Source organism: Gardnerella sp. CCPDSM, from assembly GCF_056754715.1.
In genome coordinates this window covers 174,653-189,770 of record NZ_JBQEQO010000003.1, presented here as the reverse complement: position 1 = coordinate 189,770, position 15,118 = coordinate 174,653, and the positions used below count along the sequence as shown (strand labels likewise).

At 42.9% G+C, this 15,118-nt stretch carries 11 protein-coding genes and 1 tRNA gene; 10 read left to right on the top strand and 2 right to left on the bottom strand.

Going from position 1 to position 15,118, the window contains the following annotated elements; all coding sequences use genetic code 11:
• Positions 1-77: 77 nt before the first annotated feature.
• Both ACTJLE_RS03010 and ACTJLE_RS03005 read left to right on the top strand, forming a co-directional pair.
• Positions 78-2,174 (top strand): serine/threonine protein kinase, encoded by a 2,097-nt coding sequence (locus ACTJLE_RS03010; protein ID WP_481267363.1) that lies wholly within the window; start codon positions 78-80, stop codon positions 2,172-2,174.
• A gap of 108 nt (positions 2,175-2,282) precedes the next feature.
• On the top strand, positions 2,283-4,505 hold the full coding sequence (locus ACTJLE_RS03005; RefSeq protein ID WP_481267362.1) for a hypothetical protein: 2,223 nt from the start codon (positions 2,283-2,285) through the stop codon (positions 4,503-4,505).
• A gap of 56 nt (positions 4,506-4,561) precedes the next feature.
• Here ACTJLE_RS03005 and ACTJLE_RS03000 read toward each other — a convergent pair.
• Both ACTJLE_RS03000 and ACTJLE_RS02995 read right to left on the bottom strand, forming a co-directional pair.
• Positions 4,562-4,634 (bottom strand) — tRNA-Ala (locus ACTJLE_RS03000).
• 137 nt (positions 4,635-4,771) lie between these two features.
• A complete protein-coding gene (locus ACTJLE_RS02995) occupies positions 4,772-5,458 on the bottom strand; it encodes a DedA family protein (protein ID WP_481267361.1) in 687 nt (228 codons plus the stop codon).
• Positions 5,459-5,688: 230 nt separating this feature from the next.
• Between ACTJLE_RS02995 and ACTJLE_RS02990 the strand changes: the two genes are divergently transcribed.
• The 8 genes from ACTJLE_RS02990 to ACTJLE_RS02955 all read left to right on the top strand — a co-directional run bounded on the left by ACTJLE_RS02990 (position 5,689) and on the right by ACTJLE_RS02955 (position 14,982).
• Positions 5,689-6,480 carry a teichoic acid transporter gene (locus ACTJLE_RS02990; protein ID WP_481267360.1) on the top strand — a complete coding sequence of 264 codons (792 nt, stop codon included), beginning with the start codon at positions 5,689-5,691 and terminating at the stop codon, positions 6,478-6,480.
• 157 nt (positions 6,481-6,637) lie between these two features.
• Positions 6,638-6,907 carry a 30S ribosomal protein S15 gene (rpsO, locus tag ACTJLE_RS02985; protein ID WP_004109774.1) on the top strand — a complete coding sequence of 90 codons (270 nt, stop codon included), beginning with the start codon at positions 6,638-6,640 and terminating at the stop codon, positions 6,905-6,907.
• A gap of 137 nt (positions 6,908-7,044) precedes the next feature.
• Complete coding sequence (locus tag ACTJLE_RS02980) at positions 7,045-7,176, top strand: hypothetical protein (RefSeq protein ID WP_479691523.1); 132 nt, start codon at positions 7,045-7,047, stop codon at positions 7,174-7,176.
• 24 nt (positions 7,177-7,200) lie between these two features.
• Positions 7,201-10,002, top strand: a complete 2,802-nt coding sequence (locus ACTJLE_RS02975) for a polyribonucleotide nucleotidyltransferase (RefSeq protein ID WP_481267359.1) — start codon at positions 7,201-7,203, stop codon at positions 10,000-10,002.
• 121 nt (positions 10,003-10,123) lie between these two features.
• Entirely contained in the window at positions 10,124-10,987 is an 864-nt protein-coding gene (locus tag ACTJLE_RS02970) for an aldo/keto reductase (RefSeq protein WP_481267358.1), read from the top strand.
• Positions 10,988-11,000: 13 nt separating this feature from the next.
• Positions 11,001-11,966: a purine nucleoside phosphorylase YfiH/LACC1 family protein gene (locus ACTJLE_RS02965; RefSeq protein ID WP_481267397.1), complete on the top strand. Its 966-nt coding sequence runs from the start codon at positions 11,001-11,003 to the stop codon at positions 11,964-11,966.
• Between the two features lie 134 nt (positions 11,967-12,100).
• Complete coding sequence (locus ACTJLE_RS02960; protein WP_481267357.1) at positions 12,101-13,504, top strand: cell division protein; 1,404 nt, start codon at positions 12,101-12,103, stop codon at positions 13,502-13,504.
• A 143-nt stretch (positions 13,505-13,647) separates the two neighbouring features.
• Positions 13,648-14,982 carry a C1 family peptidase gene (locus ACTJLE_RS02955; RefSeq protein ID WP_119487293.1) on the top strand — a complete coding sequence of 445 codons (1,335 nt, stop codon included), beginning with the start codon at positions 13,648-13,650 and terminating at the stop codon, positions 14,980-14,982.
• The last annotated feature ends 136 nt before the right edge of the window (positions 14,983-15,118 follow it).

Genomic DNA, 15,118 nt, shown 5'->3' with positions numbered 1-15,118 from the left:
AAAAAGCTTTTTTCTTACTAAATTTATCGTTACAGTAGTCGCAATTGTAATTTTTTTAAGATTGCGGAGGTGTAACGATGGTTTGCGTTGGTGGGCGTTACCAGTTGCTTGGTGAACTGGGTCGCGGTGGTACGTCAACAGTTTTTCTTGCTGTTGATACCGTCTTACACAAGCAGTGGGCTGTAAAAGAGACTTTGCTTCAAGGTGACGAAAAGTATCGACAACTTATTCTTCAATCATTACGAGCAGAAGTCGATGTATTAAAAGAATGCGATCATCCAGCTATTCCGCGCATTGTTGATTTTTTTGAAGAAAACGGCAGAGCGTACGCTGTTCGCGACTACGTAAAGGGTCGTTCCTTAAAATCGATAGTTGATGAGCAAGGCTTACAAGATGCTCAAACTGTGCGCGACTGGGGTATGCAATTATGTGCAGTTCTAGCTTATTTGCATTCGCATTATCCGCCAATTTTATACGGTGATCTTAAGCCTTCGCACGTTATGATTGCAGACGATGGTTCAGTTCGTTTAATTGATTTTGGTGCAGCTACGCAACTTTATACGCATAGCGGAGCACTTGATTTACGCACTATAGAACAGCCTGACGCGCGATTTGCAACTCCTCGTTTTACTGCTCCAGAAGTTATGAATCAAAGTTCATCTCTTTCAGCTTCAAGCGACGTGTATGCAATTGGCATGACATTGCGATACGCGTTACTTCCTAATGAAATGTCAAATGCGCACTTACGAACTACATCATCTAGCACAAATCGCATACTAACTGAGCAACTTATATCTGTTCTCGCAACTGCTACAGCGCTTAAACCTTCGCAACGATACCAGGATTGCGAAACTATGTTTTCTGCTTTGCAATCTTGCGGAAGTGTTAGTAATCAACTTTCTAAAAGTTATAGAAGTTCTAAAAGTTCTAAAAGTAGTCGCGCGCACTCGCTGATTCACAAGCGTAACCGCAATAAAGAGCACTATAGGCATAATCGCAGGAACCAAAATTCTAAAAGTAGTAAACATTTTCAAAAATATGGTTCTTGCTTAGAAAAATATGCTTGGCTTAATGAAAAGCATGGCGTTGCTATAGTAATAAGTTGCGTTATTGCTGTTTTGTCTATTTTGTTATTTAGTTGTTTAGGAGCATTAAGCAGCAATGCTGCTACGAAGCAGGCTAATCAAAATAGCGCGCCTAAAACAGCTGCGCCTACTGAGCATACGGCTAAATCTTCTGCTGAGTCTTCTGCTGAGCCTTCTGACGGGTCTTCTGCTGCAACGAAAAAACATAAGCAAAATAACGCAATTGAACGCATTAAAGCTGATTATAATTCGTATATTCGTTTAGCAGAACGCGAAAGTAGCGCAGATGTTGCATGTCGTTATATTGCGCGCGCAATGCAATTGCAAAACGATATGTTGAAGAAGAACTATATTAAGAAAATATCGTTCAAGCCGCTTCATACTTTATTAGAAATACAACTTGCAGATCAACAGTGGAGTGCAAGCGAAGAGAAAAGTTTTATGAATTTGCTTAATAAGTATGAAAAACAGTTACGTGAAAATACTAAAGATTGGGTGAATCTTACGGGAGCAGTTGGCAAAGCGTATTGGTATTACTTTGCCGGATTTTCTGGGAAAGTTAGTGCTATGGAACGACTTTCACGCATGAGAGTTGCGCAAGCATGGTTTATTGAAGCGCAAAAATATAAAAAAGAAGAAGTAGAAAAAGACAATTCTTCTTTAACTTCAGCTTCGGAAAAAATTGGAAATAATCTTTCTGAACAACATGCGTTTAGTATCTATATTGCTATTGCAGATGGTTATGCGCGTCTTGTTGATGTTGCGCAAGATTCTCCTAGCTTAGCGAAGTACCAGCAGTACGCTAGACAATTGCAGCAGCTAGTAACAATGGCACAGCAAGAAAAAAATGACGTTTTACGTGTAGATACTGGTGAACTTGTGTTGCAATCCTTACATTCGTGGCTACGAATGTTTCGTGAAAGTGGTTTCAGCAAGCAAGAATCTAAACAATTATGCGAAGACGCGCATAGTCTTCTTGAAGAAGCGCACGTTTCAAACGAGGATGTGCAATCTGGGCGCAAAATAGCGCTTGAAAGTGTTAAACAAATTTTAGACGAAATCAATAATGCTTTCTCACAAAATCAATAATTCTATAAAACTAGCGCATGAGTATTTAAAACTTATGAGTATTTAAAACCTACGAGTATTTAAAACTGAAATAAATTTTTGCATAAGGAAGTTAAAAAGGGGGAATATATGAAGAAGCAACATTTTCTAAAGAAAATTAGGCTAGCAAAACAAGCATTTTGCGCAAGATGGAGGAGTGGTATTGCGCTCGCATGCGCTATTATTGCGCTAATATTACCCTATAATTCTGCGGCTTTTGCAAAGAATATTTATAATCCGCAAACGGGCTTTAGCATAAGTCATATTTCTGTTATGCCCAATCAGACTTCTGTTCGCGCGATTTCTGGATACATGTTTACAAGAAAAGCTGTTTTGTTGCGAATATCTATTGGAGGAATGAATTTTTCAACTTTCAAAAGCGTGCGTAAATTCGCTGTAAATGTGGGGAAATATAGGGTGGCGAATGCTCAAGCCGCATTGAGTAAAATCGCTAATATTTCGTGCGCTAAGAATTTTCAGTACCAGCGTTCTTCGAACGAAGCTGTAATAAACGCAGAGTTAAACGCGGAAGGAATCTACGATTTGCGCGATGTGACTGTGAGCTTTAATGCAGCAAATATGAATCCTGTTAATATTACGAGTCAAAACAGGAATAATATGCGTAGGGAAGATTTGCGTTTTATTGTTATTGATTCAACTTCGCCTCGTTTAAGTGTTAATTATGATAATAAAAAGTCCTACGAAGGCAAATATTTTAGCGAAAAACGTTCGGCAAGAATAGTTATACAAGATAATTCTTTTGTTTTTTCTAAGATTTTTCGCGATGCTTTTCCGATTGCGCAAGTTTTTGAGAATGGTAAAAAAGTTTTAGAAATAACGGCTCAAAATTTTAAAAATGATGCCTCTAATCCAAACGTATGGTATTCGGATGTTGCGTTTTCTCGTGACGCAACTTGGGATGTGCAATACGGTGCGCAAGATTTATGCGGTAATGTAGCTTCTTCTTTGCGTAATAATTTTGTTATTGATGCTAATCCTCCAACGGTAACTATTTCTGGAGTTAAAAATGGTGGAGCTTACGCTCATGTCGTTGCTCCAAGTATTGTGATTAAAGATACTTGGTTAAAGCCGGAAAGCGTAACGTATTCTTTAATAAAAACGCAATCTTCTAAAAATTTACGGATTCCAGCATCGCTAAAAGCCAGTAATCAAAGCGTAATCGCTAAATATGCGAATTTTTATCACGGTAGTAAAGATGATGGCGTTTATGAGCTTAGCTGGAGTGCAAAAGATGTTGTAAATCATGCTATTCATGGCTCGTTGCAATTTTCTATGAATAGCAGTGGTTCTACTTTTAGCATTGACAGTTCAACTTCAGAAATGAACAACAAGCAGTTGAAGAATGCTAAAGATGTTCATATTGAAGAATTAAATCTAAGCGGTCTTGCTAATCCTGCAAAAGTAAGTGTTATTAAAGATGGTGTTGAAAAAGTATTGTCTAAGAATGATTTTTCTGTGTCGAAACGAATAGATAAAGGTTTTCAACGCTTAAGCTACACGATTTTTCATCGAAATTTTTCGGATAATGCGAATTATCGAGTGCGAATCGCATCTGTGGATAAAGCTGGTAACCATTCTTTTAGCGATAGTAGCGTTAAAACTAGCAAAGGCGTGATGCAAGCGTCTGCTTCTGCTGTTCAATTTACTGTTGACCATCTTGCGCCTCTTGCAACAGTATTTAATATGCGCAATAACGCAACGTATAAATCTTCTAAAGAAGGTAAATTATTGCGAATTAGCGCAAAAGATAACGCTTCTTTAAAATCAGTAAAAGTTAATATCGATGGTAAAACAAAGCATATTTGGCGCGGTAAAGCTGCGAATAAGCCGATGTTATCTATGAAAATTAAGCCAGATTCAATTTGCCATGACGTATTAGTAGAAGCGTTGGATTATGCAGGGAACGTAACTGAAGTGAAATATAGCAATGTAAAAGTTGTGCCTATTGAAAAAAATGGTGTAAAAATTTCAGATTCCGCAGAAAATGAAAATAGTGCCGATGCTGGAAATGGTGCGGATGCTGGAAATTCAAATGAAGATAATAAAGATAATAAAGATAATAAAAATTTAGATAGCGAAAAATCTTCAGAAGATAGTGAGTGGATTTCCAAATCTCAAGTTCAAAATCCGGAAAATATTAGCATAAAGGAGGATTCATTGCAGAAAAAGTCTGCAAATTCTTTGTCAATAATTGCGTACGTTGGCGTTGCTGTTACAGCAGTATTGTGTGCTTTTCTTGGAATTGGAATGCTCTACAATAAGCGCAGCCGCAGCAGAAAGTTGATTTTATAGTAACTAACTTTCAAAATAAAAAGCCCACTGCGGTGGAATGAATGCAGTGGGCTTCGTGGAGCTAATGGTAATCGAAACCACGACCTCTTCGATGCGAACGAAGCGCTCTACCAACTGAGCTATAGCCCCAATGTCTAAAGAAATACTTTCTTACAACAACTCTGCACACTGTACTACAAGTCACGTATAAAAACAATATTTTGCAAAGTGCAGCGTGCTAGAGTGTCGTAAACTATTAAGTTATTTGCTTAAGTTATTTGCCGGCTTTATTTGCTTTCTTTCTTAGCTTTCTTAGCTTTCTTCGCTTTGTGCGCTTTGTACAATCCAATAAAAGTTGGCACAAGTGAAATTAGCAAAATAGCAACAATTACAAGCTCGAAATTCTTCTGTACGAAAGGAATGTTCCCGAAGAAATAGCCAAGTAACGTAAAAAGTGACGACCATATAATGCCGCCAAGAATAGAAAATGGCGTGAAACGAACCCATCGCATTCCGGAAACTCCCGAAATAAAAGGCATAAATGTGCGAATAAATGGGAAGAATCGGCCTAAGAACACTGCTAATGGACCCCACTTTTCAATCATGGCTTCAGTTTTTGCAACGCGCTCTGGAGTAAGAGCTTTTACTTTGCCTGATTCTACAATGCGGCGGCCAAAGAAGTGTCCAATAAAGTAATTGCATTGATCGCCAATAATTGGAGCAATCCATACTACTAAAAGAAGAAGCGGCAGAGGCAACGCGCTGTGCCCGGTTTGTGCATCCGGAGCTGCGAAGAAGCCGGCCGCAAAAAGCAACGAATCTCCCGGCAAAAATGGGAAGAATACTACGCCTGTTTCAATAAAAACAATGAGAAAAATAAGTCCCAATGCTGGCGCTGTACCCATTGCAATCCAACTTGCAATAGCGGAACGTGGATCCTTAAGTAAGTTGACAATAAAATGAATAAATCCCATGATATCCTGTCGTAAATTCTGCGGGTATTATGCCGCTTGTTAAACAAAGTGAAGGCAAATGCCACTGATAAGAGCCTAGCAGTCGGCATAAACGGCAAAAACATGTGTTGCACGCTATTTGTTGCGCGCGTTATAGCATACAATACTAAAGTAGTGCGTAATATTGAAGTGTTTAATAATTTGAGAAAAATCGAGCGAAGACTGTAAGAAAGTTGTAAGAAAGGTAACTCATGACGTTAAACGATAAGCGTGATTCAGATCCTCAAAGTTTTGCTCCGCTTAAGCAAAGAAAACGTCCTAGTGCTGTAGATGCTAAAGCTGTAGATGTTAAAGCTGCAAGTGACAATAGTTCTAAATCTGCTTCTGAAGCTACTACTAAAACCGCCACTAAAACCGTAGAGAGCAAAGTTGCTAGTGAGTATTTAAGCTCAGATTTACCTGAAACCGATTTATCAATTGCTGATTTTTCTCGTAAACATGCGAATCCTAAGCGTTGGTGGTTTTATTTAGGAGTTTTGCTTGTTGCTATTGTGATTCCATACTGGATTGGACGCACTCTTGCTGTTCAATACACTTCTTGGGTTGTATCTCATTGCGCTGGATTGTCTCCACAAGGCGTTGTGTTTATTTCTTGGGTTGTAACTGTAGCTGCTTTTACAAGTCTTGCCATGGCTCTTATTGAATCTAATCGTTGGATTTGGCGTTTTGTTTTCTTGGTATTTCTTGCTTTAGAGCAGCTTATTGCAGGCTTGTGCATGCTGAGTATGAGTTTTTGGTATTCAACTTACGTAGTTTATGGATCTTCTGCAGGTCTTGCAAATGCTGCAAACTTAGGTATTATTTCCGCAGGTTTTGCAGTTGCTGCTTTTGCGATTATCTTCGTTGGATTACTAGTAATTATTCCTAAAAAATCTCCGCTTAATGTGCTAACTCGTAGCTGGGCATCATTCATTATGTTTTATGTTGTTGAGGTTTTGGCAATAGTGGTAGTTCTTTTTGGCGGTTTTATGACTGCAATGTAGCAGTTGCTTTTAAAAGTAAGTAAAAGTAAGTAAAAGTAAGTAAAAATAAGTTGTTTGTGCGTAGTTGTATTATAGAAATTCGGCGTGTAACGCCCGCGGATTCACAAGCGCTATAACAAAGGTTATGGCACCGCGCAGTGATATTAAGGAGGACGCCGTGGCATTAACGGCTGAAGATAAGAAGAATATTATCAACGAATACGCGACGCACGAGGGTGACACGGGTTCCCCAGAAGTGCAGGTTGCTTTGCTTAGCAAGCGCATTGCTGACCTTACTGAGCACTTGAAGGAGCACAAGCACGATCATCATTCTCGTCGTGGTTTGTTGCTCATGGTTGGTGATCGTCGCCGCCTTCTCGATTACTTGAAGCGCGTGGACATCAACCGTTATCGTTCTTTGATTGAGCGACTCGGCTTGCGTCGATAGTCTTTCTTAGCCCGGGCTTAAGCTCGGGCTTTTGTATAGTACATAATTGAAAGCATAATTAAAAATTGAAGCATAACTGAAGATTGAAGCATAACTGAAGATAATAAAATTTAAGATTGAAGCATAATTTAATACGGATGATTGAAGTAACCGAAACAAAAAACACTACGAAATATTGGCGTAACGCAAGTGTTGCAAAGATTGCAAATATTCGCATTGATGGTAATAGTGCGAAGTTGCCAATGTTATTACGCATGTTGGTTGATTAGGTAAGTTAAGAAAAGGAGGAACCCGTGGAGGGTCCCGAAATTAAGGCTGTAGAAGCCGTTATTGATAATGGTTCATTTGGTAAGCGCACGCTGCGCTTTGAAACTGGTCGCCTTGCTCAGCAAGCTGATGGTGCTGTTGCTGCATATTTGGATGACGATTCCATGATTTTGTCGACGACGACTGCAGGATCTAGCCCGAAGGAAAATTACGACTTCTTCCCATTAACTGTTGATGTAGAAGAAAAAATGTACGCTGCTGGAAAGATTCCAGGATCTTTCTTCCGCAGGGAAGGCCGTCCTTCTAATGAGGCAACGTTGGCATGCCGCATTATTGACCGCCCGTTGCGACCACTGTTCCCACACACTCTTCGTAACGAAGTTCAGGTTGTGGAAACTGTTTTGTCTATTAATCCGGACGATGCTTATGACGTTATTGCTTTGAATGCTGCGTCTGCATCAACTATGATTTCTGGTTTGCCATTTGAAGGCCCAGTTTCTGGCGTCCGTTTGGCTTTGATTGATGGCCAGTGGGTTGCTTTCCCACGTTGGAGCGAACGCGAACGCGCTGTGTTCGAGATTGTGGTTGCTGGCCGCGTAATCGACAACGGCGATGTTGCAATCGCAATGATTGAGGCTGGAGCTGGTAAGAACGCTTGGAATTTGATTTACAACGAGGGTCAAACTAAGCCAGATGAGGAAGTTGTTGCCGGCGGTTTGGAAGCTGCTAAGCCATTCATTAAGGTAATTTGCGATGCTCAAAACGAGTTGAAGCGTATTGCAGCTAAGGAAACTAAGGAATTCCAGCTATTCCCAGAGTATACTGACGAACTTTACGCTCGCATTGACGAGATTGCGCATGCTGATTTGAACGAGGCTCTCTCTATTGCAGAAAAGCTTCCTCGCCAAGACCGTATTGCGGAAATTAAGGAAAATGTGCGCGAAACAATTGCGCAAGAGTTCACTGATATGGACGAAGCTGAGAAGGAAAAGGAACTCGGCAACGCCTTCAAGGAATTGCAGCGTCAGATTGTTCGTCGTCGTATTTTGACTGAGGATTATCGTATTGACGGCCGCGGTTTGCGTGATATTCGTACGCTTTCTGCTGAAGTTGATATTGTTCCACGCGTTCACGGTTCTGCACTTTTCCAGCGTGGTGAAACTCAGATTCTTGGTGTTACTACTTTGAATATGTTGAAGATGGAACAGCAAGTTGATGCGCTTTCTGGCCCACAAACCAAGCGCTACATGCACAACTACGAAATGCCTCCATACTCCACTGGTGAAACTGGCCGCGTTGGTTCTCCAAAGCGTCGCGAAATTGGTCACGGTGCTTTGGCAGAGAAAGCTTTGGTGCCTGTGTTGCCAAGTCGTGAAGAGTTCCCATACGCTATTCGTCAGGTTTCTGAGGCTATTGGTTCCAACGGTTCTACTTCTATGGGTTCCGTGTGCGCTTCTACGCTTTCCTTGCTTGCTGCAGGCGTGCCTTTGAAGGCTCCGGTTGCTGGTATTGCTATGGGCTTGGTTTCTGGCGATGTTGATGGAAAGCACATCTTTAAGACCTTAACCGATATTCTCGGTGCAGAAGATGCTTTTGGAGATATGGACTTCAAGGTTGCTGGTACTTCCGAGTTTATTACTGCTTTGCAGCTTGATACTAAGCTTGATGGTATTCCAGCTGATATTTTGGCTGCCGCTTTGCAGCAGGCTCACGAAGCTCGTACAACTATTCTTGAGGTTATTAACGAGTGCATTGATTGCCCAGCAGAAATGAGCCCATTTGCTCCACGAATTATTACCACTACTATTCCTGTGGATAAGATTGGTGAAGTAATTGGCCCTAAGGGCAAGATGATTAACCAAATTCAGGAAGATACTGGTGCTGAGATTGCTATTGAGGATGACGGCACAGTTTATATTGCTTCCGAAGGTGGAGAAGCTGCTCAGAAAGCAAAGGAAATCATCGATTCTATTGCTAATCCTCATATTCCAAAAGCTGGCGAAACTTTCACTGGTAAAGTTGTGAAAACTACAAGCTTTGGTGCTTTTGTGAATTTGACTCCTGGCACCGATGGCTTATTGCATATTTCGCAAATTCGCAATTTGGCTAATGGCGAACGTATTGACACAGTTGAGGATGTGCTTAAGGAAGGCGATGATGTTGAGGTTATCGTACAAAGCGTAGATGAGCGCGGTAAGATTTCCTTAGCAATTCCAGGATTTGAGAATCAGGAATCTTCGGCTCCAGCTCCTCGCGAAAATCGCGGACGTGGTTCGCGCGACGATCGTGACAGCCGCGGTGATTATCGTGGACGTGCACGTCGTGACGACCGTGATGACCGCGATGACCGCGATGATCGAGATCGTGCGGATCGTGACGATCGTCCTCGCCGTCGTATGCGCGATGATCGTGATGATCGTGACCGTGCGGATCGCGACGAGCGTGATAATCGTTACGATCGCGACAATCGCGACAGCCGCTACGAAGACCGTAACGTGCGTCGTGACGACCGTCGCTCGGATCGTGACGATCGTTACAATGACAACGATTTTGACGATCGTCCTCGCCGCAACTTGCGCCGTGACGACCGTGATAATCGTGACGATCGCTACAATGATCGCGACAATCGCGACAGCCGCGATAATCGCGACGATCGCAGCGAACGCGCAACTCGCAGGTCTACAGAAAACCGCCGTGGCTTAGATCGAAACCCACGATACGCTGCAGACGACAATCACTACGACGAATATCGTTCAGCTCGCGAAGAGCGTACAGAGCGTCCTCGCCGTCGCGTACGCCGCGATTTTGATCCATTCGAGGAAGATTAATCGCATAAAATTATCGAAAATAAATACTAATCGATAATAAATAAATTAATAATTTACGAAATGCCTTCAAATTGCTTTTGCGTTTGGAGGCATTTTAAAACTGTTTAAAATAAGGAAAAATATGGTAATGCATCGCGATTTAGGCTCGTTTAATACAACAGCTATTGGTTTTGGCGAAATGCCTTTAACAATTGAAAATAATCTCGGTCACGATATGGGAATCGAAACAATTCATGCAGCTCTCGACGCAGGCTGCACCCATATTGACACTGCTTGGGCATATTACTGCTCCGGAGGTGAAGAGCAAACCGGCGAAAAGCTTGTTCACGAAGCTTTAAGCACTTGGAAAGGCGATAAATCTTCTATTTTAGTTGCAACAAAAGTTGGGCATTTCCGTAACTTTACGGATGGCCGTCCAACGTGGGGCAAAGATGGAAAGCCTGAGCATTTAATTCGCCACGCAAAAGAGTCAGCTATGGTGCTGGGCGTAGATACTATTGATTTGCTTTACTTCCACAGGCCGGATCCAGAAGTGCCATACAACGAATCTATTGAAGCAATGCAACAGCTGCTTGACGAAGGTGTGGCGCGCGAAATCGGCATTTCTAACGCTTCTGTGGAACAAATTGATATTGCTCGCAACATTTTAGGAAATAAGTTAGTTGCTGTGCAAAACCAGTATTCGCCGGTTCATTTAGAAAACGAAGATACGTTGCAATATTGCGAAAAGCTTGGAATTGCTTTCGTATGCTGGAGTCCGTTAGGAGGATTCCGACACCCGTATGACGATCATCTTTTTGACCCATTCCGCAAAGTTGCCGAGGCTCATGGCGTAAGCTACCAGCAGGTTGTTTTGGCTTGGGAACTTGCAAAAGGTAATCACGTATTTGTAATTCCTGGAGCGCATAGGCCAGCTACTATTTTGGACAGCTTAAAAGCTTCAGATTTGCAATTAAGCGATGAAGAATTGGCTTATTTGGGATGAAAGAAAGCAAAATATGCAACAAACAAGCGTAACAGGCATGCCTCTTCCTCATGAAGACGAAGAAGGAACGCCAATTCCTGTAACTATTCCAGTATCACTGGGTGCTAGAACTCATGCTGTTTTTACTACAAGACTAGGTGGAATTTCTGAAGGAGCTTTTGCTTCTCTTAATTTGGGCGGACGCGCAGAAGATAGTGCGGAAGCTGTTGCTAGTAATCGCGCGTCTTTGCAGCGAGCATTACAAGCGGACTTGTCTTTGGTTGCTCAAGTGCATGGAAAAGAAGTTTTTGATGCGGATACTGTAGTTGATTCATGGAATACTTCTTACGGATTCGACGCAACCGGTTTCGCAGATTCTAAATTGCGTATTGAATCAGATGCGCAAGTTTCTACAGCTTGCTCGCTTGCTTTGGGAATGTTTGCAGCCGACTGCTTGCCTGTTTTACTTGCGGATGACGAAGCTGGAGTTATTGCTGCAGCTCATTGCGGCAGAAAAGGCTTAATGGCTGGAGTTCTTGATGCAACTATTGAAGCAATGTGCGAAAAAGGCGCTGAACGCTCGCGCATAAATGCGGTTTTAGGCCCGTGCATTTGCGCAGACTGCTACGAAGTTGGCGAAAGTATTGCGTGCGATTTTGAAAAACGATACCCACAAACTGTAACAAAAACTCGTTTTGGCGGTTTAGGTATTGATATTGCGGAAGCTGCACGAATCGACTTAGCTCTTGCAGGAGTAGCAAATATTGTTGACGCTTTGCCTCGAGTTACTGCAGCTACGCAATATTTGCAGGAAGATGAGGAATTGCGCACAATTTGCGAAGTAGACGGTGAGGGAGCATCTTTGCCGGAACGTTTGCAAAATTTGCAAAATCCAATGTGCACTTTGGAAAATCCTTTGTGGTATTCGCATAGACGCGCGCAACTTGCAGGAAAATCGCATGAAGGAAGACTGCTAGCTTTAGTAATTAAAGATAAATAATTTAGTAAGTTATAAAGCATGCAAAAAACGTTCGCAACACACGAGTATTTTGCGCACTTAAGTGATAGCGTTGATGCTGATGGTGTGTGCACAGCGGTCGGTGCAGCTGTGCGGGGGCTTGTGAAAGGAATATTATGGTAGCGGATTTATTCCCAACCGCTCTGCGTGGGTACGATAAAGACAAGGTAAACGAAGCCTTTGCAAACTATGAGCGCACTATTTCGCGATTGCGTGAACAAGTGCGTTCTAGCGATGAATCTATTTTGCAATTACAAGCACAATTGCAAGAAGAAAAAAATAATGTAAAACGCGCAAAAAGCGGAAATACTTTCGCATCTTTGGGTGCAAATGCGCAACAATTACTGGCTTCTGCAGAACAAACAAGTGCGCAATTACTTGAACGTGCTAAGCAGGATGCTGCATCAATCAAGAAGAATGCACAAGCACAAGCTGGAACGTTACTTAATAACGCAAAGCTAGATGCAGCGCATTTAATGCAAGAAGCTAAAACTAAAGCTGACACAATGCTTTCAAATGCTACGCAAAAGTCGACTCAAATGATGCAAGCAGCTCAAGAAGATTCTGCGCGTTTGCGTGATACTACAGCAAAAGATGTGCAAGCACAAAAAGATGCTGCAGAATTAGCTTTGCAAAATGCTCACGAAGAACACACTAAGCGTATGGCTTCAGAGCGAGCTCAGCAAGAAAGCAGCATTTCGCAACTTAAGTCGGAAGCTGCTCAAAAAATTGCTGAACAGCGTGCTGCAGCAAACGAAGAAATTGCTCGTGCTAAAGCGGAAACAAATGATCAAATTGAATCTGCTCTTGCCGAAGCAAATAAGAAGCTGGCTGATATGCGTGAGCATGCTTCTAAGATGATGGCAGATGCTCAACGTAAGGCTGGAGAAATTACGGATGCAGCTAGCGCGAAAGCTCAGGAAATTGCTGATGATGCTCAAGTTGAGCGCACTCGCACATTAAGCCAGGTTAGTGCTGAAGTTGAGCAAATTCGTGCAGATATTGCTTCCCAGCAAGAAGAAGCTACGAAGAAGGTTGATGCGTTACTTTCTGGCTTGAAAGAAAAGGAAAGTGCAGCTCAGGAAGAAGCAGATGCTTTGGTTGCGCGCGCAAAAACTGTGCATCAGGAAGCTGATGATTATGCTGCGCAAACGCATAAGGCTGCGGACGATCAGGCTGCGGAAATTGTGCGCAAAGCTATGCAAGAAGCAACTGCTCAAGTTGAAGAGCGTAGGGCTGCAGCACAGCAGGAGCTTGATGGAATGACTGCGCGTTTGAGCCAGTTGCAGCATCGCGAAGCAACTATTACTCAGCGCGTTACGGAATTGCGCTCGCTGTTTGCTAACGCGTTCTCCGGTTTTGATTTTGGCGATGCTCAGCAGAGCCAGCCGGTTAATCAGGCTTCTGACGATGGTGACGATTCGTCTGATGCGCAATCTTCTGCAGATGCAAAACAAGCTCAGCGTGAGGTTCAAGCTGCTTTGGCGGAATCTGCTGAAAATGCGGACGATGCTGAATAGTGCCGAATGCTGCTGAAACTGCCGAAGTGCTGAAGTGCCGAAAGTGCAGAAGTGCAGAATAGAAAGAAAATTAGTAAAATAAATTTTCTAACTAAATTTTCTAAATAAATTTAAGTAAATAATTAATAGGAAAGGTAAGAATAGTGACTGAAATCACCGCTCTAACTGATGAAGCATTGCAGGGTTTGCGTGAGGATTTTGAAGCAAATCCATTGAACCGTTTGGCTATGAATGGTGTGACTGCTGCTGGAATTGATAAGTTTGCGCGTAACTATGATCGCGCGCGCTTGCTGCAGCGTCGTTTTTCCACGATTGTTGACAACGGCGATGCTACGCATCAGGATCGTTCTGGCCGTTGCTGGCTGTTTAGCTCGTTGAACGTGGCTCGTTTTATTGCGAAGAAGTCCCTCGGCTTGAAGGAGTTTGAGTTTTCGCAGAATTATGCCATGTACTATGACAAGCTTGAGCGCGTGAATTATTTCTTGAAGGATGTTGCTGCTTTGGTGCGTGCAGGGGAGCCTTCGGATTCTCGCTTGATTCAGCACTTGTTGCATGACGTTATGGGCGACGGCGGCCAGTGGACTATGGCTATGAACGTGTACAAGAAGTATGGTGCTGTTCCTAAGGATTTGTTCCCGGAGACTGCTTCTTCTAAGAATACGGGCGCTATGAATACGCAGTTGCGTGCGCTTTTGCATACTGCTGTGGCTCATATGTATGCGAATGCTACTGAAATTGATGAGATTATTGCGGATGCTACTGCTGCAGGTCACAGGATTTTGACGATTCACTTGGGTGAGCCACCTAAGAGCTTTGATTGGGAGTGGACTGATAGCGACGGTAAGTTCCATCGTGACGGCGAGATTACTCCGGTTGAGTTCTGGAAGAAGTATGTGAATGCTGGTCTTGAGGATTATGTGTGCTTGGTTGACGATCCTCGCGCTGAACATCCTAAGGGCAAGAAGATTGCTATTGAGCACTTGGGTAATGTTGCAGGAGGAGACGCAACCGAGTATTTGAACGTGCCAAACCAGTTTATGAAGGATTGCGTGCGTAAGATTTTGGTTGAGAAGGGCATTCCAGTTTGGTTTGGTGCCGATTGCCATCCTATGATGGATCGCGAAAATGGCGCTTGGGCTACGGATTTGTTCGAGTACGGCCGCGTTTATGGCGTTGATTTTGATTTGGATAAGGAAGCGCGCGTGCGTTTTGCTGATTCTGCGATGAATCATGCTATGGCTTTTGCTGGCGTGGATGTTGCTGATGATGGAACGACTACTCGTCGTTGGCGCGTTGAGAACTCTTGGGGCACTGACATTGCGGATAAGGGTTACTTTACGATGAGTGACGATTGGTTTACTGAGTACGTGTATGAGGTTGCTGTTCCGAAGAATATGCTTCCGGAAGAATATCGCAAGGCCCTAGAAGAGCCAGCAATTGTATTACCGGCATGGGATCCAATGGGCGCTTTGGCCTAGCTTAAGCGCATTGGGCGCTTAAGCTACCCCAAAGCGCCGCGCTCACTATTGCGAAAAGCACAGTGTGCTTTTCGCGTGAGCGCGGCGGTGTTCGCGTCTTTATCTTAAGACGCGAACACCGACCACACCAAATTAG